Below are 20,679 nucleotides of genomic sequence, written 5' to 3' on the forward strand. Positions count from 1 at the left end.
ATGCGGCACCGCCGAAGCATGGCGCCGCCTAACGGCGCCACTGATGCGCCGCCGCAACGGTGTTGTCAAAATATGACATAGACAAGGCGAGCTCGCGCGCCCTCAACGCGGCGAGCGGACAACCTGCATGTCGAGCTCGCGGATCTTCTTGCGCAGCGTGTTGCGATTGAGGCCGAGCAACTCGGCGGCACGGATCTGGTTGCCGCGCGTGGCCGCCAGCGCGGCAGCTATCAGCGGCGGCTCGATCTCGCGCAGAATGCGGTGATAGAGGCCCGGCGGGGGAATGTTGTCGCCGAAACCACCAAAATACTGGTTGAGATGGCGCTCGACCGAGCCGGACAAGGTCTCGGCGCGTTCCGGGGCAGCCGAGCTGCCGGAATAGCCCGGCCCCGCCGCAGCAGGCTGCAATTCGGCCTCGACGATCGGGGCGGTGATCGTCTCCTGTGGATAAAGCGCCGCCAGCCGGCGCACCAGATTCTCGAGTTCGCGGACATTGCCGGGCCACCGGTAGCGACGCATCACGTCCATCGCTTCCGAATCGACCTGCTTGCGCGGCAGCCCCTCCTTCTCGACCAGCGAGAAGAAGTGGCGCACGAGATCCGGGATGTCCTCGACGCGCTCGCGCAGGGGCGGCAGCCGGATTGGCACGACGTTCAGCCGGAAGAACAGGTCCTCGCGGAAGAGGCCCTGCGCGATCGAGATCCGCAGATCCTTGTTGGTCGCGGCGATGATCCGGACATTGGTCTTGATCGGGGTGCGCCCGCCGACGGTCGTATATTCGCCCTGCTGGAGCACGCGCAGGAGGCGGGTCTGCGCCTCCATCGGCATGTCGCCGATCTCGTCGAGGAAGAGCGTGCCGCCTTCCGCCTGCTCGAAACGGCCGGAGGAGCGGGTCAGGGCCCCGGTGAAGGCGCCCTTCTCATGACCGAACAATTCAGATTCGATCAGATCCTTCGGGATCGCCGCCATGTTGATGGCGACGAAGGGGCCGTTCTTGCGCTTGCCGTAGTCGTGCAGCGCGCGCGCCACGAGCTCCTTGCCGGTGCCCGACTCGCCGTTGATCATCACGGTCAGGTCGATCGGCATCAGGCGGGCCAGCGCGCGGTAGACGTCCTGCATCGCGGGAGAGCGGCCGATGAGCGGGATGTCCTCCGGCTCGGCGGCGTGGCTGCGTGCGGCCTCGCCGCGGGGGCGCGACATGGCGCGGCCGACGATGGCGACGAGCTCCTTCAGGTCGAAGGGCTTGGGCAGATATTCGTAGGCACCCCGCTCGGACGCCTTGATCGCCGTCATGAAGGTATTCTGCGCGCTCATCACGATGATCGGCAGCTCGGGCCGCACGCGCTTGATGCGCGGCAGCAGGTCGAAGGCATTCCCGTCCGGCATCACGACGTCGGTGATGATCAGGTCGCCGAGGCCCTGGGCGGCCCAGGTCCACAACGTCGCGGCCTGGCCGGTGGTACGGACTTCGTAACCGGCCCGGGCGAGCGCCTGATTGAGGACGGTGCGGATCGCGGCGTCGTCGTCGGCAACGAGGATATGACCGGTCGGCATGTGTTCGCTTAGGCCTTGCGTTGACTGCCCTGACCAAGCTGGTGCAGCGGCAGAAGGATCCTGAATTGCGTGCGGCGGGGAACGGACTCGCATTCGACGATTCCGCCGTGATCGCCGATCACCTTGGCGACAAGTGCAAGTCCAAGGCCACTTCCCTGCGCCTTGGTGGTGACGAAGGGATCGAACAGGTGCTGGACGAGGTCATGCGGCACGCCCGGGCCGTTGTCGCGGATGACGATTTCGAGCGGCAGGGCGATCCGCTCGGACGACCCGGGAACCTGCATGCGGATGCCCGGGCGATAGGCCGTCGTCAGCGTGACCTCGCCATCTATCGCATGTTCGCCAATGGCTTCTGCGGCGTTCTTGACTAGATTCAGCAGGACCTGGACGAGCTGGTCGCGATTGCCCGCGACGGGCGGCAGGGAGGGATCGTAGACTTCGGAGAAGCGGATGTGGCGGGCGAAGCCCGACTGCGCCAGCCGTTTCACATGGTCGAGCACGTCATGGACATTGACGGCGTCGCGCTCGCTCGGCCGTTCGTCACCGAACAGCTCGACGCGCTCGACCAGCTTCACGATCCGGTCCGTCTCGTCGCAGATGAGCTGGGTCAGCATGCGATCCGCATCCGAGATCGAACCTTCCAGCAATTGCGCCGCCCCGCGGATGCCGGAGAGCGGGTTCTTGATCTCGTGGGCGAGCATGGCACCGAGTGCGGTGATCGACCGAGCTGCCCCTCGATGCGTCAATTGTCTGTCCATTTTTTCAGCAATTGTCCGTTCCTGCAGCATCAGGACGACCGCGTCGCCCTGGCTGGGCAAGGGAGAGGCAAAAACATCGACGGTGCGATCACTGCCGAGGCGCGGCGAGCCGAAGTCGAGGCGGTATTCGCTGACGCTCGCGCCGCGGCGCTGCACCTCCTCGATCAGCCCCAGGACCGGGGAGCCGAAGGCGACGAGATCGTCGATGCGCTGGCGCTTGAGCATGGAGGCGCTCGACTGGAAGAAATCTTCCGCCGCCGTATTCGCGTAGATGACCACATGCCCTTCGCCGATGACCAGGACAGGCATCGGCAGGACGTTCAGCGTCTGTATTTCAATAGCGTCGAGCAGATAGGTACGCTCGCTCGCGAGCCCCTTGTCGGCAAATAGCGCCGTCATCGGCCCTTCCTTTCCGTCTCAGGCCGCTTCGCGGCTTCGTTCGGTCGAAAACAGCCCCGCAAGCGCCGTCAGCACCTGGCGAGGCTCTTCCGACGTGAGCAGTGTCCGACGCAGTTCGGGATTCGGCTCGCAGCCCTCCGCCACAGCCTCGTCGGCATAGGCGGCGAGGTGCTTGCGGGCGTGGCGCACGCCATGGGCTGCCCCCATCAAAGTCAGCAGGCCTTCGTAATGCTCCCGCGCGACGCCGAGCTTTTCGGCCAGCGTCAAGGGCGCCAGCTTGCGACCGTCGAGCGCGGCACCGATCTCGCCGACCAGCCAGGGCCGCCCGAGAGCCGCCCGTCCAATCATGACGAAGTCGGCTCCCGACTCGGCGAGACAGGCTTCGGCATCGGCGACATCGTGAATGTCGCCGTTCGCCACCAGCGGAAAATCTCCGGCCGCCCGCACCGCGGCGATGGCGCGCCAGTCTGCCTTGCCCTTGTAGAATTGCTGGCGGGTCCGGCCATGCACGGTGATCATCCGCGCTCCTGCGGCGACAGCGCGGCGCGCGAGCTCCGGCGCATTGCGGGAGGCGTCGTCCCAGCCCAGCCGCATCTTGACCGTCACCGGCAAGGTGGTGGCGGCGACCGCCGCCTCGACCAGTGCCACGGCGTGATCGAGATCGCGCATCAGCGCGGAGCCGGCCCAGCCGCCGGTCACTTTCTTCGCGGGGCAGCCCATATTGATGTCGACGATGGCTGCGCCATTGGCCTCGGCCAGCCGCGCGGCCTCGCCCATCCAATAAGGATCGCAGCCGGCGAGCTGGACGACATGGGGCGAGACGCCCTCGCCTTCCGCGCGGATGCGCGCTTCCTCGCTGCCGCGGACAAATTCGTCCGAGGCCACCATTTCCGAAACGACGATCCCGGCATGGCGCCGCGCCGCGAGCCGACGCATGACGATATCGGTCACGCCGGACATCGGTGCAAGAAAGGCCCGGGTTTCGATGGATATTCCTGCGATGTTCAAACGGCCCAGCCTGCTTTTAAGGCAACTCTTGATATGCATATTTATTGGACAATGCTGCGGGAGCGCAAGAGCTTAGAGGTTGATGCTGCATTGCAGCAGAGTCACCCCCTGCCCAGCGCCGCCGGAATTAGCTATGGCTGCCGCATGAACAGCCATTCCGCGGACCCCCTGTCGTCTTCTGACCATGCCGATACCGGCGCTCCGGTGGCGGCGCTGCTCGTCGCTGCCGGACGTGGCTTGCGCGCGGGCGCAGGCGAGCCGAAGCAGTACCGGCTGGTCGATGGTGTGCCGGTCCTCGCCCGCGCGCTCGCGCCCTTCCTGGTGGAGCCCGCCATCGGCCGTGTGGTGGTCGTCATCGGCGAGGACGATGAGGCCCGCTACGCCAATGCGGTCGCCGGGATTGACGACGACCGCCTCGCGGCTCCGACGCCGGGCGGCGCGACCCGGCAGGATTCGGTGCGACGCGGATTGCTCGCGCTTGCACGCGAGGGTTTCGACGGCATCGTTTTGGTCCATGACGCCGCCCGCCCCTTCGTCTCGCAGGCGCTGATCGGCGCGGCGATCGGCGCGCTCGGCGACAGCGGATTGGCCGCGATCCCCGCCCTGCCGGTCACGGACACGGTCAAGCGCATCGATGCCGCCGGCCATGTCGCGGAGACTCCGCCGCGCGACCAGCTCGTCACCGTCCAGACTCCGCAGGCTTTCCGCTTCAAACCGCTCCTGGCGGCGCATGAAGCTGCGGCGGCGGTTGCGCTGCACGGCTTCACCGACGATGCGGCCTTGATGGAATGGGCCGGCCACCCCGTCGCGACGTTCAAGGGCGAGATCGCCAACATCAAACTGACCCGTGCCGAGGATTTCCGCCGCATGGATGCACGCGCCGGGCAGACGCTCGTGACGCGAGTCGGCACCGGCTATGACGTCCACGCCTTCGGTCCGGGCGATCATGTCTGGCTCGGTGGCGTCAGGATCGCGCATGAACGCGGCGTCGTAGCCCATTCGGATGGCGACGTGGCGCTCCATGCCTTGACGGATGCCCTGCTCGGTGCGCTGGCCGATGGCGATATCGGCACGCATTTTCCGCCGAGCGACCCGCAATGGCGCGGCGCGGCGTCCGCGCAGTTCCTGGCTTTCGCCGCCGAACGGGTGCGGCTGCGCGGCGGGCGCATCGACCATCTCGATCTGACGATCGTTTGCGAGGCGCCGAAGGTCGGGCCGCATCGCGAGGCCATCCGCGCCGCGATCGCAGCGGCCGCCGGCATTCCCGTCGAGAAGGTCGCGATCAAGGCGACGACCTCCGAGCGCATGGGCTTCACGGGCCGGCGCGAGGGGCTCGTCGCGCTGGGAACAGCGACGATCCGGCTGCCCGAAGCGGAGTAGCGCGATGTTCGATGCCGAAGTCACGACACTGTCCGAGACCGTTTTGGCCCTGTGCCGCGAGGCCGGTCTCAGGGTCGCCACCGTCGAATCCTGCACGGGTGGCCTTGTCGCGGGAGCGCTCACGGCGATTGCCGGCTCCTCCGACGTCGTGAACGGCGGTCTGGTGACTTATTCGAACGCAGCCAAGACAGCGCTTGCCGATGTGGCGACCGAACTGCTCGCGGCCCATGGCGCGGTCAGCGAGCAGGTCGCCTGCGCCATGGCCAAAGGCGGGCGCGCCAGGCTGTCGGCGGATCTGGCCGTGGCGATCACCGGCGTCGCAGGTCCCGGCGGAGGAACCGAGCGCAAGCCGGTCGGCCTCGTGCATTTTGCCTGCGCGACGGCCACCGGAACCGTCCACCGCGAAATGCGCTTCGGAAACCTGTCGCGCGACGAGATCCGGCGGCTATCCGTGATCGTCGCTCTCGAATTGCTGCGGGACGCTGCGCGCTGAGCTGCCTCAGCGGGACAGGAGGCGCCAGACCGCCGGGAGGCATCAATCGCTGGCCGAGCGTCAGCCGCGCGTCGCGATCAATTGCCTGTCACTGCCTTTGACGCGGCTCCGCCATAGACCACATCCGCCCGGCGCGCGAAGGCCTCCGAGAATTTGTGGAAGGCCTTGTCGAACATCGCGCCCATCAGCAGGCCGAGCATGCGGCTGGCGAACTCATAGGTGATGAAGAAGCCGATTTCGCAGCCCGTATCGAGCGGCTTGAAGCTCCAGCGGTTCTCCAGATGGCGAAACGGACCGTCGACATATTCGACGAGGATCTTGAGGTTGGCAGGATCGAGCGTGACGCGGCTGGTGAAGGTCTCGTGGATCGCTTTGTAGCCCACAGTCATGTCGGCCAGAAGCACCTCGCCGCCGCCCTCCCGCGGCGTGCGTCGGCGCACCGTCAGCCCCTCGCAGAGCGGCAGGAACTGCGGATATTTCTCGATATCCGCAACAAGCGCGAACATCTGCTCGGGTGAGTGCTTCACCCGGCGGGTGCTGTTGAACATCGGCATGGTGGAAGCCGCTACTGGCCCTGCCGCGCCGCCCGGTTCGCACGCAGCCGCGCGAAATCCTCGCCGGCATGGTGCGAGGAGCGGGTCAGCGGCGTCGAGGACACCATCAGGAAGCCCTTGGCATAGGCGATGGTCTCGAAGCTCTTGAACTCGTCGGGGGTGACGAAGCGGATCACGGCGTGGTGCTTGCGCGACGGCGCGAGGTACTGGCCGATGGTCATGAAGTCGACATCGGCGGACCTCAGGTCGTCCATCAGTTGGAGAACCTCGTTCCGCTCCTCGCCGAGGCCGACCATGATGCCGGATTTGGTGAAGATCGAGGGGTCGAGCTCCTTCACCCGCTGCAGCAGCCGCAGCGAATGGAAGTAGCGCGCGCCGGGGCGCACCTTGAGATATCTGCCCGGAACCGTCTCGAGATTGTGGTTGAAGACATCGGGCCTGGCCGCGACCACCACCTCAAGCGCGCCCGGCTTGCGCAGGAAATCGGGCGTCAGGATCTCGATCGTGGTGCCGGGCGACGCTTTGCGGATCGCGCGGATGACGTTGGCGAAGTGCTCGGCGCCCCCATCCTTGAGATCGTCGCGATCGACCGAGGTGATGACGACATGCTCGAGGCCGAGCTTGGCGACGGCATCGGCCACCTTGCGCGGCTCTTCCAGATCGAGCGGCTGCGGCACGCCGGTCTTGACGTTGCAGAAGGCACAGGCGCGCGTGCAGGTGTCGCCCATGATCATGAAGGTGGCGTGCTTCTTCTCCCAGCACTCGCCGATATTGGGGCAGCCGGCCTCCTCGCAGACCGTGACCAGCTTCTCGGCCTTAACGATCGCCTTGGTCTCGGCCCATTTGGGCGAGCCCGGCGCCTTGACGCGGATCCAGTCAGGCTTCCGCAGGACCGGGTTTTCCGGACGCTTCTGCTTCTCGGGATGGCGCACCTCGCCCGCGGGCTGGGCCGGCTGCGCCTTCGGATTGCCGGCGTTGGGCCGCGGATCGCGGTTCAGCAGGTCGAGAACAAGCGCCATATCGAGGTCCGGGCTTCAAAAGCGGGAGCCGGCACTGCCGGCTCCCTCCTAGCTAATCCCCAAAGCGCGCTCCCGCAACTGCCGGGCCGCGCGCGGGGGGCGTCAGTTGCGGCTGCGCGCCGCATTCCAGATCGCGATGATGATGACGGCGCCGGCGATGGCCGCGGTCAGCGTGCGCCAGAAGCCGAAGACCGGGATCGCGAGCAGTTCCGCCACTCGCGTGCCAACGAAGGACCCGGCGACGCCGACGAGCATGTTGGTGAAAAGGCCGTGATCAGACGAGGTCAGGCGCTCGGCGATCCAGCCGGCGAGCACGCCGATCAGCAGCGTCATGAAAAAGCCGTAGCCCGGCTGGGCCATGGTGGCGGCAAAGCTTTCCATCGAAGAAGTCCCCCTAGCCATGCGCAAATGCGCGTCCAGACAACAATGACGGCCCGCGGTTCCTGTCAGGCGATGAAGCGCGCCAGCAGGATGACGAGGATCGCGCCCAGCACCGCCATTCCGGCATCGTCGAGAAAGCCATAGCCGGTATTCAGCCGCCACCCGGTCAACCGCACGATGCCCTGCCCGACCAGCATGCCGAGCACGCCGACCACGGAGTGACGGATCAACCCGCCACCACCAACCACGAGGCTGGCGACGAAGCCCGTGACGGTCCCGAACGCCACGGTCGGCAACACGACGCTCCAGTCGAGCGGCAGCGTCCGGCGCGGCGGCAGAACCTCGACCTCTTCGTCGCGAACGACGCGGTCGGGTTTGGGCGGTTTGCGGGTGCGTGGCGGCATGGCACCAATATGGAGCGCAGGCAGGCCGCCGCCAAGTCGAAGCGTCATTCTCGGGCGGCGCGAAGCGGCGACCCGAGAAACGCTTGCAAGATGAGGCTCCCGGGCCATCCCGAGATGCTCGGGTCGAGCCCGAGCATGACGAGATCCCGGCTCAGGCGTTCAGCACCTTGCCGTAGGCGTCGAGCACGCTCTCCTTCATCACCTCCGACAGGGTCGGATGCGGGAAGATGGTGTGCATCAGCTCTTCCTCGGTCGTCTCGAGGTTCATCGCGACGACGAAGCCCTGGATCAGCTCGGTGACCTCGGGACCGACCAGATGGGCGCCGAGCAGCTTGCCGGTCTTGGCGTCGAAGATCGTCTTGGCAAGGCCGCTGTCCTCGCCGAGCGCCACGGCCTTGCCGTTGGCGACAAAGTTGAAGCGGCCGACCTTGATCTCGTAGCCGGCGTCCTTGGCCTTGGCCTCGGTCAGGCCGACGCTGGCGATCTGCGGGTGGCAATAGGTGCAGCCCGGGATCATCAACTTGTCCATCGGATGCGGATGCAAGCCCTTGATCGCCTCGACGCAGATCACCGCCTCATGCTCGGCCTTGTGGGCCAGCATCGGCGGGCCGGCGACGTCGCCGATGGCGTAGATGCCCTTGACGTTGGTGCGGCAGAAATCGTCGATGACGATGCAGCCGCGATCGGTCTTCACGCCCAGCGCTTCCAGCCCGATATTCTCGATATTGCCGACGACGCCGACGGCCGAGATCATGCGATCGGCCGTGATCGTCTGCTTGCCGCCCTTCTCGTCCTCGATATGGGCGGTGACGGAGTCGGCCGATTTCTCGACCTTCGTGACCTTGGCGCTGGTGATGATCTTCATGCCCTGCTTCTCGAAGGCCTTGCGGGCGAAGGCGCCGATCTCGGCATCCTCGACCGGGACCACCTGCGGCAGCACCTCGACCACGGTCACCTCGACGCCCATCGTCCGGTAGAAGGAGGCGAATTCGATGCCGATGGCGCCGGAGCCCATGACGAGCAGCGATTTCGGCATCTTCGCCGGCACCATCGACTCGAAATAGGTCCAGATCAGCTTGCCGTCCGGCTCGAGCCCGGGCAGCGCGCGCGGCCGGGCGCCGGTCGCGACGATGATGTGGTCGGCGGTATAGGTGCCCTCGCCCTTGGCGTTCTTCGGCACCGGCCCTTGCGGTTGCATCGCCGGCTTCTTGGTCGGCGCGACGGTGATCGTGCCAGGCTTGGTCAGCTTGGCCTCGCCCCAGATGACGTCGACCTTGTTCTTCTTCATCAGGAACTGGACGCCGTTGTTCATCCTGACGGCGATGCCGCGCGAGCGCTTCACCACGGCGTCGAGATCGGCCTTGAACGAGCCTTCCAGGACGAGCCCGTAATCCTTGGCATGCTCGCCATAGTGCAGGATCTCGGCCGAGCGCAGCAGCGCCTTGGTCGGGATGCAGCCCCAGTTCGAGCAGATGCCGGCGAGATGCTCGCGCTCGACGATCGCGGTCCTGAAGCCGAGCTGGGCGGCCCGGATGGCGGCGATATAGCCGCCGGGGCCGGAGCCGATGACGATGATGTCGTAGTCAGCCATGGGCGTTTTCCTTGCGTCTCCGACGACGATGATCGGTTCTAACGGAGTTGCGCCTGCAGCGCGGCGATCGTGGTGCGCGCCGCCGGCAGAATGAACGGCACTGCCGTGCGTTGGGCCAGCTTGAAGACGTCGCCTGCAGCTTGATCCTGCGTCATCCGCATCCCCACAGTCGCGGGGATGCATTGCTTGCCTCCGCGCTGACGGCTCCAGGCGTTGACTGTGTCGGCCCCGTATTCAAAGCAGATTCTGGTATCTTCGACCGGCCGCCCGAGGACAGGCACGTAGCGACCTGCGGCCTCCAGAGACCAGCGCCCGCGCAGCACTTCGCGGTTGCCGGGGAACCAAAGATAAATCGAGCCGCCAGGCGCCATATAGGAGACTTGGGAGCCCAGATTGTTGGCCGTCACCACTCGCGTGGTTCCGGCAAAGAACGCACGCGCCTGAGACAGGGACATGCCGTCCAGCCGCCGTTCGCGCACTCCGGATTCTGTACGCGCCGCGGCGACATTCGCCTGCTGCTCGGCGCTGACACACCCGGCTATCCCGAGCGTCAGCAGCAGGGCAACAGCACGCCCAAGCCCAACGGTTCTCGTCATGCGACCCGCCTGCCGGAGCTTCACACCAGCATCGCCATGGGCTTCTCGATATAGCCCTTGAACGCCTGCAGCAGTTCGGCGCCGAGCGCGCCGTCGACGGCGCGGTGGTCGGTCGAGAGCGTCACCGACATCACCGTGGCGACAGCCGGCTGGCCGCCCTTGACGATGACGCGCTGCTCGCCGGCGCCGACCGCCAGGATCGTCGCATGCGGCGGATTGACGATCGCCGCGAAGTCCTTGACGCCGAACATGCCGAGATTGGAGACTGCCGTCGTGCCGCCCTGGTACTCCTCGGGCTTGAGCTTGCGGGCCTTGGCGCGCGCGGCCATGTCCTTCATCTCGTTGGAGATCTGCGACAGCGTCTTGTGGCAGGCGTCGCGAATGATCGGCGTGATCAGGCCGCCCGGGATCGAGACGGCGACGCCGACGTCAGCGTGCTTGTGCTTGAGCATGGTGTTGTCGGTCCAGGACACGTTCGCGTCCGGAACGGCCTTGAGCGCCAACGCCAGCGCCTTGATCACCATGTCGTTGACCGAGAGCTTGTAGGCCGGCTTGCCGTCCTTCTCGGGCGCCGCTGCGTTGAGCTCGGCCCGCAGCTTCAGCAGCGCGTCGAGTTCGCAATCGACCGTGACGTAGAAATGCGGGACCGTCTGCTTGGCCTCCGTCAGGCGGCGCGCGATCGTCTTGCGCATGCCGTCATGCGGGATCTCCTCATAGGAGCCCGGCGCGAACAGCTTCTTGACCTGTTCGTCGGAGGGGCCGACCGCGAGCGGCGCGGCGGCAGGCTTGGCGGCCGATGGCGCACTTGTCTGGGGGACAGATGCGCTAACAGCCTTGGCGCCGCCGCCCTTCTTGGCAGCCTCGACGTCCTTCTCGACGATGCGGCCATGCGGGCCGGAGCCGGCGATGGCGGAGAGGTCGAGCCCGGCTTCCTTGGCGATGCGCCGCGCCAAGGGCGAGGCGAAGGGCCGGCTGCCGTTGGGCTTGGCCGAGGCTGTGACGGGAGCGGAAGCAGCCGGGGCGGTCGAAGCTGCCGCCGGAGCCTCCGCCGTCGGCGCTTCGGCCTTCGGAGCCTCGGCCTTGGCAGGCGCAGCGCCGCCGGCCGCGGGGGCGGAGATGCTCTTGGCATCCTCGCCTTCCCCGGCGATCACGCCGATCACTTCGTTGACGGCGACATCGGCCGTGCCTTCCGGCACCACGATCTTGGCGAGGATACCCTCATCGACCGCCTCGACCTCCATGGTCGCCTTGTCGGTCTCGATCTCGGCGATGATATCGCCGGACTTGATCGTATCGCCTTCCTTCTTCAGCCACTTGGCGAGATTGCCCTTTTCCATCGTCGGAGAGAGGGCGGGCATCAGGATGTTTGTCGGCATCGGTCAGCCCCCTCTCAGCGATAGCAGACGGCCTTGGCCGCCGCGATGACGTCGCCGACATTCGGCAAGGCGAGCTTCTCGAGATTCGCCGCGTAAGGCATCGGCACGTCCTTGCCGGTGACGCGGGCCACGGGGGCGTCGAGATAGTCGAACGCCGCCTCCATGATCTTCATGCCGATCTCGGCGGTGACGCCGGACTGCGGGAATCCCTCTTCCACCGCGACGCAGCGATTGGTCTTCTGCACGGAGGCGACGACGGTCTCGATGTCCATCGGGCGGATGGTCCTGAGGTCGATGACCTCGGCCTCGATGCCTTCCTTCGCCAGCGCCTCGGCCGCGCCGAGCGCATAGGTCATGCCGATGCCGAAGGAGACGATGGTCACGTCCGTGCCGGGGCGGACGACCTTGGCCTTGCCGATCGGGATCAGGAAATCGTCGCCCTTCGGCACATCGAAGGACTTACCGTACATGATCTCGTTTTCGAGGAAGATCACCGGGTTCGGATCGCGGATCGCGCTCTTCAGCAGGCCCTTCGCGTCGGAGGCGCTGTAGGGCACGACAACCTTGAGGCCGGGCACGTTCGAATACCAGGCGGCGTAGTCATGGCTGTGCTGGGCGCCGACGCGGGCGGCCGCGCCGTTCGGCCCGCGGAAGACGATCGGGCAGCCCATCTGGCCGCCGGACATGTAGAGCGTCTTGGCAGCGGAATTGATGATGTGGTCGATCGCCTGCATGGCGAAGTTGAAGGTCATGAACTCGACGATCGGCCTGAGGCCGGAGAGCGCCGCGCCGACGCCGATGCCGGCAAAGCCGTGCTCGGTGATCGGGGTGTCGATGACGCGCTTGGCGCCAAACTCCTGCAGCAGGCCCTGCGTGACCTTGTAGGCGCCCTGATACTCCGCGACCTCCTCGCCCATGACGAAGACATCGCCGTCGCGGCGCATCTCCTCGGCCATGGCGTCGCGCAGCGCCTCGCGGACCGTCTGGCTGACGATCTCGGCGCCCGCCGGGAATTCGGAGGAGGCGTCATAGGCCTTGGCCTGGGCCGGCACGCTCTGCGGCGCACTGGCGGCAGGCGCCTCTTCGGCCTTCGCCGCGACAGGCACTGCCTCGGCCTTGGGCTGGGGCGTGGCCGTCGTGGCACTGCCGCTCGCTGCGGCGCTGACGTCCTCGCCGTCAGCCGCGATCACGCCGATCCGCGTGTTGACCGCGACATTCTCGGTGCCGTCGCCGACGAGGATCTTGGCGAGGATGCCCTCGTCGACCGCCTCGACCTCCATGGTCGCCTTGTCGGTCTCGATCTCGGCGATGATGTCGCCGGCCTTGACCTGATCGCCCTCTTTTTTCAGCCACTTGGCCAGTTTTCCTTCCTCCATGGTGGGAGAAAGGGCAGGCATGAGAATGTCGATCGGCATGAACGCACCCGGAATCTAAGACGCGGGGAAAGACGGTGAGCGGGCCAGAGGCGCCGGGCTTTCAGCCCTGCGCCGGCTCCAGCAGGATGTCGGTGTAGAGCTCGGACGGATCGGGCTCGGGGTCATGCGTGGCGAACTCGGCCGCGTCGTTGACGACCTCACGCACCTTGGCATCGATCGCCTTGAGCTCGTCCTCGCCGATCTTGAAGTCGCGGATCAGGCGGGCACGCACCTGCTCGATCGGATCGTGCTCCTCGCGCATGCGCTGAACTTCGTCCTTGGAACGGTATTTCGCCGGGTCGGACATCGAGTGTCCACGATAGCGGTAGGTCTGCATCTCCAAGATGTAGGGCCCCTTGCCGGAGCGGGCGTGCTCGACCGCACGCAAGCCGGCGTCGCGGACGGCGCGGACATCCATACCGTCGACCTGTTCACCGGGGATGTTGAACGAAACACCGCGGCGGGAGAAGTCTGTCTGCGCCGAAGCCCTGCTGACCGCGGTGCCCATGGCGTAGCGGTTGTTCTCGATGACGAACACGACCGGCAGCTTCCAGAGCTCGGCCATGTTGAAGCTCTCGTAGACCTGGCCCTGATTGGCGGCGCCGTCGCCGAAATAGGTCATCGAGACCGTGTTGTCGCCGCGGTACCAGTCGGCGAAGGCCAGGCCCGTGCCGAGCGATACCTGCGCGCCGACGATGCCGTGGCCGCCATAGAAGTTCTTCTCGCGGCTGAACATGTGCATGGAACCGCCCTTGCCGCGCGAATAGCCGCCGCGCCGGCCGGTCAGCTCAGCCATCACGCCGCGCGATTCCATGCCGCAGGCCAGCATGTGGCCGTGGTCGCGATAGCCGGTGATAACCTGATCGCCATCCTTGGAGGCCATCTGCATGCCGATGACCACGGCTTCCTGGCCGATATAGAGGTGGCAGAAGCCGCCGATCAGGCCCATGCCGTACATCTGGCCGGCTTTCTCCTCGAAGCGCCGGATCAGCAGCATCTCATGATAGGCGTGGAGATCTTCTTCCTTGGTAAAGCTCGGCGTGTTGCTGAGCGCGGCGGAGGTCTTACCAGCCCCCTCCTTGGCGCCCCGCGCCTTCGCGGCGGCTTTCGGTTGAGCGGGAGCTTTCGACTTACGCGCAGCAACAGCCATCAGGCGGTCCTCCAAGGTCTTTCGACTTTTGTTTTAGAGGATCGCAAAAATCTTGGCGAGCACGCTATCTCGCAATGCAACATTAGCTAAGCTGTTGAAAAACCGAGATAGACTTCTCGTAACCGGATTTCAGTTAATCGATACGTCCGGGACTAAATGCCGTACCGTCAGAGCCCTCAGCGGCCCATGATGACAACGTCATTCTTATGCGTACGACCGAGAATGGCGCGCGCGTTCTCTTCCAGCAGATCGCGATCGACAGCTTCGTCGCGCACCAGCGAGAGACGATGTTCCCAGGATTTGCGCTCGGCGACAAGTCCGGCGAGTTCCGCTTCCATATCGCGCAGCGACTCACGGACGGCGCCGCGTGCCTCGAGGCCGCGCGCGCCATGCTGCGCATGGAACATGAAATAGGCCACGGCTGCTCCCGAGACGAGATAGAGCGCCAATGTCACGAAGATCGAGCGGAGGCCGCGGCGGATAACCATGGCGCCACGCTAGGAAAACTTGGTTTCCGGCGAGTTAACGGAAGGCGCGGCCTGGGATTTTTGCCGTTGTGGTGAGCGGGGTGGGGATCGAACCCACGACCACATGATTAAAAGTCTGATTATGGCTGTTTTCTAGCCATTTCCTGAGTTTCCGAAAATCACGCAACGGCTTGAAAAAGAAACAAAAAGAAACCTATGTCCGCTTGATTTTTTAGGGCGCCTATCCATATTGCTGGCTACAATGTGGCTATAAGGGACGGGCCGTGGCTACAATCCGCATCACTGCTGAGAACGTTTCGGACGTCATGAAGACGGCGCGTCCGAACAAGACGACCTTCTATTTTGATGACGATCTGGCGGGGTTCGGCTTCTACCGCACTCCAGGCGATACCGGGACGTTCTTCGCCGAATTCCGGCCGGTGGCCGGCGGATCGAAGAAGCGAATTAAGCTCGGGCGCGTCGGAATTCTGAAGGCAAACGAGGCTCGAGAGGCAGCGCGCAAAGCCATCGCCAATGCGGCCCTCGGAAAAGACTTGGCGCAGGGTCGGGCGGACGAGCGCGCGAGCGTGACCGTCAAGCGCCTGCTGGAACTCTACGTTGAGAGAACCCGCGACAAGAAAAAAGCGTCGACTGCTGACGGCTACGACCTGATCGCCAGCGTGAACATCGTGCCACATATTGGCTCGATAAAGGCATCGGCGCTCACACGCCGCGAGGTGCAGGCCATGCACAGCAAGGTCGGTACCGGCCGGGGTAAGTATGCAGCCAACCGCGCCGTAGCGGTGTTGAAGGCAGCGTACGCGTGGGGCGGCAAGCAGGACCACGTGCCCACGGGCTTCAACCCGGCGTCAGGAGTTGACCGCTATAAGGAGGAGGCTCGCGAGCGCTTCCTTACGGTCGAGGAAATGCAGCGCCTAGGCGAATCCATGGTCGAGGCCGAGACGATCGGCTTTCCGGTCAACGCCGGTGACGCGAAGCACGCCCCCAAGGGCCAGCGCGTCGCTTTTCATCCTCATGTCACTGCCGCTATCCGGCTATTGATGCTGACCGGCTGCCGGCTGCGCGAGATACTGCACCTGCGCTGGAGCGAAGTGGATTTTGACCGCGGCGTGCTTCGGCTGCCCGATAGCAAAACGGGACGGAAGGTCGTGTTCCTGCCTCAGCCGGCAATCGATATTCTGAACGGGATGACGCGTATCGGGGCCTACGTGGTCGCCAGCGACAGCGCCGGCACGAAAGACGAGAAGCCGCGGGCCGACCTGAAACGACCATGGGCGGCAATCACGAAGCGCGCCGGGTTGGACGACGTTCGCCTGCATGACCTTCGCCACAGCTTCGCGTCGATCGGCGCGGAGTCGGGGTTAGGCTTGCCGGTGATCGGCGCCCTGTTGGGCCACAGCAGTGCTCAGACCACGAAGCGTTACGCCCACGCGGCGGATGAAGCGTCGCGGCGTGCCGTGGATATGATTGCCGGCAAGATCGGGAGCGCGATCGGTGGCTAAGCTTCCCCCGTACGCCACACTGCGCGCTCTGGAGATATGGGAGCGTTATGAGGACGGTCGAAAACCCGAGGCGAAACAGATGGTCATAGCGGATTTGGAGTCGGGCCGTGCCGACGATCAGGTGCAGTGGATCGCAGCGCAGATGCTCAAGGGCGAAAAGCGGGGCCGAGGGCGCCCGTCACATCCACCAACCAAGTGGCCCGACATTGGCGCAGCATTCGAAGACGCGATCGATAATGGTAAGACGTTTGAAGTCGCGAGAGAGGAGACCGCGGCGCAGTTCGACGTGTCCGAGACACATGCGGAGAATGCCCTGAGAACCTATCGGCAGGCCCGCGATTAGCCTTCAGCCCAAGAAAATCCGAATTCCGTGATGTGACTTTCCAAGTTAGGATTCACCATAGTGCCCTCAGTTTCCGCAATGGTCGCGGACTTGGAGGGCAATGGATGAACATTCGGGTTCGAGAGGCAGCAGATTACGTAGGGCTGTCGAAGTCCACGCTGGACAAACTGCGCTGCTACGGCACCGGGCCGGTCTATTTCAAGCTGGGTCGCGCCGTGGTCTATCGCAAGAGTGACCTTGACGATTGGGTTGCCGAGCACGGCGTCAAGCCCGCCAACGACAACCGCATCGCCGCCCGCGCCATGAGGGCTGCGTGATGGCGGGCTCTCTCAGGACCGTGGGCAGGATACGGGCGCTCGACCGAAGAATGGCAGCAGTACATGAGGCTGGCCACGCTGCCATAGCAATGCATGTCGGCGTCGATGTCTGGAGCGTACATATCTACCCGAACGACACCAACGACATCTGCAATGAAAAAACGTATCGCGGGCAAGCGACGTTCGAGCCGCCTTCGGACCCGAACCATTGGCGTATGATTTCTGTCGCCGGCATGGTTGCGGAACGCGTCTGGGAGGCGCGCGGGCCAGCATTTGTATGTTGGCCGGACAACCTCTCCGATTCTGATTGCATGTCTCCCACAGACTGGGAAGGCACGGGCTGTGAGCCCGGCGAGCCCGATGACGCACTGATTGCGGCTGTAGACGCGGTTGAAGACTTGCTGGTCTGGGACCTTTGGCCGAAGCTGGTCGCACTGTCCCGCAAGCTCATCGAGGCCGACAGCCGCCGGACCCCAGAGGCAACCTTGGATGTCTCGTCGATGCTCGGCCACAGGGTTGTCAGGGAAGTCGCATTCGACATCCCTGAGCGCCTCGCCGCCTAACCCATTCCGGCGCGGCCACCTCATCCTCGCAATCCGGGCTCCTCGTGCCGCGCCGGATATCCATCACCAAACTGCGGCTTAACCGCACTCACCCGCCGCCTCGCGCGGCAATTCCCGGGACATAGGCCCCGGATTCCTAGCCCGCTTATGGGCATCACGTCCTCGGAGGACACATTTGAACATCACCTCATTCTGGCCAGCCCCATCGGGCGGGCCGACCCTTGGCTATTTCGACATCCAGATATCAGACGGCCTTCGCCTTTGCGGCCTGCGCCTGCTTCAGCAGGACGATGGCCAATACCGTGTCAGCGCTCCCAAGGTAGGCACCCGTCGCGCTGCCACGTTCACGCCCGCCATCGCTTCCAAAATTACCCGCGCGGCCATCGCGCACATGAACGGACAAAAGCCGAATGTCGCTGCCTGCAACTGAACTGACCTCATCCCCGATCCGCGACCACGTCGCAATGATCCACCAGCTTGCCGAAGGCATCGACGGCGTGCTGGTCGTGTCCGTCTTCCACGACGACCGGCCCGGCAGCGTCACCCATCACCGTGTCGGCGACGTTGCCGGCATGGTGGACGCCATAGAGGCGCACGCGGACACGCTCGGCGCCAACGTCTACGCCGGCCTGCAGGTCATGCGTCGCGGCCTGGCCCGTGGTCAGCGTGGCGGCGAGGCTGACGTGGTCGCCGTGCTCGGCCTTGTCGCCGATATGGACGTGGACACTGGCAGGGCCGGCGAGTATCCCGCCGAGCCCAACTATGTGATCGAGACAAGCCCGGGCAATCAGCAGCCCTTTTGGCTGTTCAGCCGCCCGGTGCCGCCAGCCGAAGCGAAGGCTATTGCGCGCGGCCTGAAGGCTGCGACAGGCTCGGATCATGGCACGGCGGACATTGCACATGTCTGGCGCATCCCCGGTACGCTCAATCATCCGAATGCCGTCAAGCTCGCGCGCGGTCGTTCTCCGGAACCGTTCGAGGTTGCGGTGTCGCAGCCATGGGATGGCAGCCTGACGGACCCGCTGGCCTTGCTGGTCGCCGTGGGCAGCCATAGCGCTCCTGCGGCCGCTCCGTTGCCTGCGCTCGGCGATCTGCCGGATGCTGGCGCCATCACCGTATCGACCGAAGCCGCTGCGCTGCTCGCGCAAAACGATGTCGGCGACCGTAGCGCGCATGCCTCGCGTGTTGTTGAGAAGCTGGCATTCGACGGCCACAACGCGGAGGAAGCCGCCGCGTTGTTCCTGGCGGCAACCGGGGACTGGTTTGCGAGATACGCCGGCCGTGACGCGCTCGCTGACTTCCGGCGCATGTGGGCCAAGTTCTACCGCGATCCGATGCACGGCCTTGAACCGTGGACGCCACGAACCTTGCCCGTCGCAGCCAACGACAACGATGCCGACTGGATCCGCGACGAAGCCGAGTTCAAATCGGACGCCAGCCTGTCGGACCTGACGCGCCCTGGCGGCTTCGTCGAGGAGCTGGTCGATTGGATCGTGTCCTCGGCAGAGCACCCTTCGCGCGAGTTGGCCCTATCCGCCGTCCTGCCGTTCGTCGGTGCGCTGATCGGACGACGTTTCTCCGGCTATCGGGATGCTCGCAGTAACATCTACGGCATAGCGCTGGCTCCGTCCGGCTACGGCAAGGACCACGCCAGGCAGCAAATTAAGCGTTTGATCGCCTCGGCCAACCTCCACTGCTTCAGCGGGCCGGCTCGCATCATGTCCGCTACAGGGCTCCGCAATGCTCTGATGGAGAAGCCGTCGATGAACTGCCAGATCGACGAGATCGCCGGCCCTTTCCGCGAGATGCTGGACCCGCGGGCGAACGTCCATCAGCAGATGCTCAAAAGCGACCTGCTGGAATATTTCAGCACGGCGTCGACGTACTTCGAAGGCGCTGCCTACGCGCAAGCGAAAGCGGTGAAGCTCGAGGCGCCGAACCTGTGTGTCTACGGCACGAGCACCGGCGACGACTTTTGGAACAGCGTATCGGGGTTGTCCCTGCGCGACGGCTTCCTGGCGCGGCTGCTGCTGTTCAATGTGGAGGGCATGAAGCCTGAGCTGACCACCCCCAAGCACGACGTCAAACACGTCCCCGACGCCATCCGCATCGGCGCGCAGCAGTTGGCGATGGCAGGACGAAGCGGGCGGCTCGATATCCCACAGAGCGACCGCGGCGACATGCCTCGTCCGACTGTCGACGTGCCCATGACGCCCGAGGCCGAGCAGCGTCGCGCGGAGTTCAAGGCGGACATCGAGCGCAAGTTGGCGAAGGCGGACAGCGCTCACCACGCGATCCTCAACCGCGCCGTCGAGCATGCGGTGAAGCTCGCGCTGATCGTCGCAGTAGCCACCACGCCCGAGGCGCCGACCGTCACAGGCGTCAACATGGCGTGGGCGGTGCAGCTTTCCTGGCTTTCGTGCTGCGCCCTGATGCGGGAGTCCTCGTTCAATATTGCCGACAGTCAGCGCGAGGCTGCAGTGGGCAAGGTGTTGCGGCTGGTGCGCGATGCTGGTGAGGCCGGACTCACGATTGGCAAGCTCACGGATCGGACGCGCGGGCTGGACCAGCGGTTGCGGCGCGAGATCGTTCAAGACCTGGCTGTAGCCGGGCGAATAGTCGAGGTGACGCAGCCGACGGGGCCACGTGGGGGCAAGCCGACTATGCGGCTGCGTCTCGCGGGATAGCGACATACCGATGGGCGGAACCGTAAATCTGATGCGGCGAACCTAGCCAAACCGCGATTTCGGGCGGGTTTCTCGTCACACAGGAAACCCGTTCCCCGCATAACCGAAAACGGAAAACCAAGGGGAGAAAGGGTAATGAAATCAATGATATATGATAATATATATAGTATCTCTGTATCTCGTTACGACTTCAAGAACCCCCTCTACCCCCTGCAGGGGGTTATATAGGTAGGACCGAGATATACCGGGATACCCCTGTGACCGGGGCATCAACTTCCCTGGCGATGCCCCGGGCGGGACCGGCGTGGGTAGCCATTTTTCCGCGCGTGCATAACCACAAAGAAAAAGTGTCGAGCCCCGGGCGTGTCGGCTTCCTTGGCGATCGGCCAAACCGCCGGACCTGCCGGGGAGCCATGCGCAACTAAAAGTCGGGTTTTGATTTTTTTAGGGAAGCAGATCGACCCCAAAGCGGCGATTAGCAAAGCAGTAACAAGGCGTTACCCGATGCCTTGAATCTTTTCCCCGCGGGTCACATCTACCTACCAGATGTCGTGCCGCGATCGGGGGCAGACACCATTCCTTGACGAATTGCGCTCTTCGGGACTAAATTTTGTAGGACGTCCGTAGGGCATCAACTCGGCCCGCCGCGACATTAGGGTAGAGAAGGCCGCGCAGCGGCTCCTGCCTAGTTTGGCTATCCA

The 20,679-nt window shown here is 64.9% G+C and carries 21 protein-coding genes; 8 read left to right on the forward strand and 13 right to left on the reverse strand.

What is annotated here, in order from left to right; all coding sequences use genetic code 11:
- Nucleotides 1-102: 102 nt before the first annotated feature.
- The 3 genes from ntrC to dusB form a co-directional block, all read right to left on the reverse strand.
- Nucleotides 103-1,554, reverse strand: a complete 1,452-nt coding sequence (ntrC, locus tag AC1DDA_RS00095; RefSeq protein WP_476794138.1) for a nitrogen regulation protein NR(I) — start codon at nucleotides 1,552-1,554, stop codon at nucleotides 103-105.
- 8 nt (nucleotides 1,555-1,562) lie between these two features.
- Nucleotides 1,563-2,621 (reverse strand): two-component system sensor histidine kinase NtrB, encoded by a 1,059-nt coding sequence (locus tag AC1DDA_RS00100; RefSeq protein ID WP_441513516.1) that lies wholly within the window; start codon nucleotides 2,619-2,621, stop codon nucleotides 1,563-1,565.
- Between the two features lie 108 nt (nucleotides 2,622-2,729).
- The gene (gene dusB, locus AC1DDA_RS00105; protein WP_476794139.1) at nucleotides 2,730-3,758 is read right to left on the reverse strand and encodes a tRNA dihydrouridine synthase DusB; all 1,029 of its coding nucleotides are present in this window, start codon (nucleotides 3,756-3,758) and stop codon (nucleotides 2,730-2,732) included.
- A 105-nt stretch (nucleotides 3,759-3,863) separates the two neighbouring features.
- Here dusB and AC1DDA_RS00110 point away from each other — a divergent pair, with 105 nt between their 5' ends.
- A complete protein-coding gene (locus tag AC1DDA_RS00110) occupies nucleotides 3,864-5,099 on the forward strand; it encodes a bifunctional 2-C-methyl-D-erythritol 4-phosphate cytidylyltransferase/2-C-methyl-D-erythritol 2,4-cyclodiphosphate synthase (RefSeq protein WP_476794140.1) in 1,236 nt (411 codons plus the stop codon).
- A gap of 4 nt (nucleotides 5,100-5,103) precedes the next feature.
- Nucleotides 5,104-5,592: a CinA family protein gene (locus AC1DDA_RS00115; protein ID WP_476794141.1), complete on the forward strand. Its 489-nt coding sequence runs from the start codon at nucleotides 5,104-5,106 to the stop codon at nucleotides 5,590-5,592.
- Nucleotides 5,593-5,669: 77 nt separating this feature from the next.
- Here AC1DDA_RS00115 and AC1DDA_RS00120 read toward each other — a convergent pair whose 3' ends face one another.
- From AC1DDA_RS00120 to AC1DDA_RS00165, 10 genes are all read right to left on the reverse strand, one after another.
- Nucleotides 5,670-6,146, reverse strand: a complete 477-nt coding sequence (locus tag AC1DDA_RS00120; RefSeq protein WP_476794142.1) for a type II toxin-antitoxin system RatA family toxin — start codon at nucleotides 6,144-6,146, stop codon at nucleotides 5,670-5,672.
- A gap of 11 nt (nucleotides 6,147-6,157) precedes the next feature.
- A complete protein-coding gene (gene lipA, locus AC1DDA_RS00125; RefSeq protein ID WP_441513327.1) occupies nucleotides 6,158-7,165 on the reverse strand; it encodes a lipoyl synthase in 1,008 nt (335 codons plus the stop codon).
- A gap of 102 nt (nucleotides 7,166-7,267) precedes the next feature.
- On the reverse strand, nucleotides 7,268-7,546 hold the full coding sequence (locus tag AC1DDA_RS00130; RefSeq protein ID WP_441513326.1) for a GlsB/YeaQ/YmgE family stress response membrane protein: 279 nt from the start codon (nucleotides 7,544-7,546) through the stop codon (nucleotides 7,268-7,270).
- 65 nt (nucleotides 7,547-7,611) lie between these two features.
- Nucleotides 7,612-7,998, reverse strand: coding sequence for a GlsB/YeaQ/YmgE family stress response membrane protein (locus AC1DDA_RS00135; protein WP_441513325.1), 387 nt, complete (start codon nucleotides 7,996-7,998; stop codon nucleotides 7,612-7,614).
- A 103-nt stretch (nucleotides 7,999-8,101) separates the two neighbouring features.
- Nucleotides 8,102-9,541 (reverse strand): dihydrolipoyl dehydrogenase, encoded by a 1,440-nt coding sequence (gene lpdA / locus AC1DDA_RS00140; protein WP_476794143.1) that lies wholly within the window; start codon nucleotides 9,539-9,541, stop codon nucleotides 8,102-8,104.
- A gap of 38 nt (nucleotides 9,542-9,579) precedes the next feature.
- A complete protein-coding gene (locus AC1DDA_RS00145) occupies nucleotides 9,580-10,137 on the reverse strand; it encodes a hypothetical protein (protein WP_476794144.1) in 558 nt (185 codons plus the stop codon).
- Between the two features lie 20 nt (nucleotides 10,138-10,157).
- Nucleotides 10,158-11,513, reverse strand: a complete 1,356-nt coding sequence (locus AC1DDA_RS00150; protein ID WP_476794145.1) for a pyruvate dehydrogenase complex dihydrolipoamide acetyltransferase — start codon at nucleotides 11,511-11,513, stop codon at nucleotides 10,158-10,160.
- A gap of 14 nt (nucleotides 11,514-11,527) precedes the next feature.
- Nucleotides 11,528-12,928 (reverse strand): pyruvate dehydrogenase complex E1 component subunit beta, encoded by a 1,401-nt coding sequence (locus AC1DDA_RS00155; RefSeq protein WP_476794146.1) that lies wholly within the window; start codon nucleotides 12,926-12,928, stop codon nucleotides 11,528-11,530.
- Between the two features lie 61 nt (nucleotides 12,929-12,989).
- Nucleotides 12,990-14,078: a pyruvate dehydrogenase (acetyl-transferring) E1 component subunit alpha gene (gene pdhA / locus AC1DDA_RS00160; protein ID WP_441513321.1), complete on the reverse strand. Its 1,089-nt coding sequence runs from the start codon at nucleotides 14,076-14,078 to the stop codon at nucleotides 12,990-12,992.
- Nucleotides 14,079-14,254: 176 nt separating this feature from the next.
- On the reverse strand, nucleotides 14,255-14,566 hold the full coding sequence (locus tag AC1DDA_RS00165) for an FtsB family cell division protein (RefSeq protein ID WP_441471074.1): 312 nt from the start codon (nucleotides 14,564-14,566) through the stop codon (nucleotides 14,255-14,257).
- Between the two features lie 263 nt (nucleotides 14,567-14,829).
- On the opposite strand from AC1DDA_RS00165, the gene AC1DDA_RS00170 reads away from it, so the two are divergent.
- The 6 genes from AC1DDA_RS00170 (at nucleotide 14,830) to AC1DDA_RS00195 (ending at nucleotide 19,978) form a co-directional block, all read left to right on the forward strand.
- Entirely contained in the window at nucleotides 14,830-16,068 is a 1,239-nt protein-coding gene (locus AC1DDA_RS00170; protein ID WP_476794147.1) for a tyrosine-type recombinase/integrase, read from the forward strand.
- Nucleotides 16,061-16,411 carry a hypothetical protein gene (locus AC1DDA_RS00175; protein WP_476794148.1) on the forward strand — a complete coding sequence of 117 codons (351 nt, stop codon included), beginning with the start codon at nucleotides 16,061-16,063 and terminating at the stop codon, nucleotides 16,409-16,411. The genes AC1DDA_RS00170 and AC1DDA_RS00175 overlap by 8 nt, the downstream gene beginning before the upstream one ends.
- Nucleotides 16,412-16,515: 104 nt before the next feature.
- Complete coding sequence (locus tag AC1DDA_RS00180; protein ID WP_476794149.1) at nucleotides 16,516-16,728, forward strand: helix-turn-helix transcriptional regulator; 213 nt, start codon at nucleotides 16,516-16,518, stop codon at nucleotides 16,726-16,728.
- A gap of 50 nt (nucleotides 16,729-16,778) precedes the next feature.
- Nucleotides 16,779-17,291, forward strand: coding sequence for a hypothetical protein (locus AC1DDA_RS00185; protein ID WP_476794150.1), 513 nt, complete (start codon nucleotides 16,779-16,781; stop codon nucleotides 17,289-17,291).
- A gap of 175 nt (nucleotides 17,292-17,466) precedes the next feature.
- The gene (locus tag AC1DDA_RS00190) at nucleotides 17,467-17,721 is read left to right on the forward strand and encodes a hypothetical protein (RefSeq protein WP_476794151.1); all 255 of its coding nucleotides are present in this window, start codon (nucleotides 17,467-17,469) and stop codon (nucleotides 17,719-17,721) included.
- Complete coding sequence (locus AC1DDA_RS00195; protein WP_476794152.1) at nucleotides 17,702-19,978, forward strand: DUF3987 domain-containing protein; 2,277 nt, start codon at nucleotides 17,702-17,704, stop codon at nucleotides 19,976-19,978. The genes AC1DDA_RS00190 and AC1DDA_RS00195 overlap by 20 nt, the downstream gene beginning before the upstream one ends.
- Nucleotides 19,979-20,679 lie beyond the last annotated feature (701 nt).

It is taken from the genome of Allobosea sp. 10N428 (assembly GCF_056394545.1).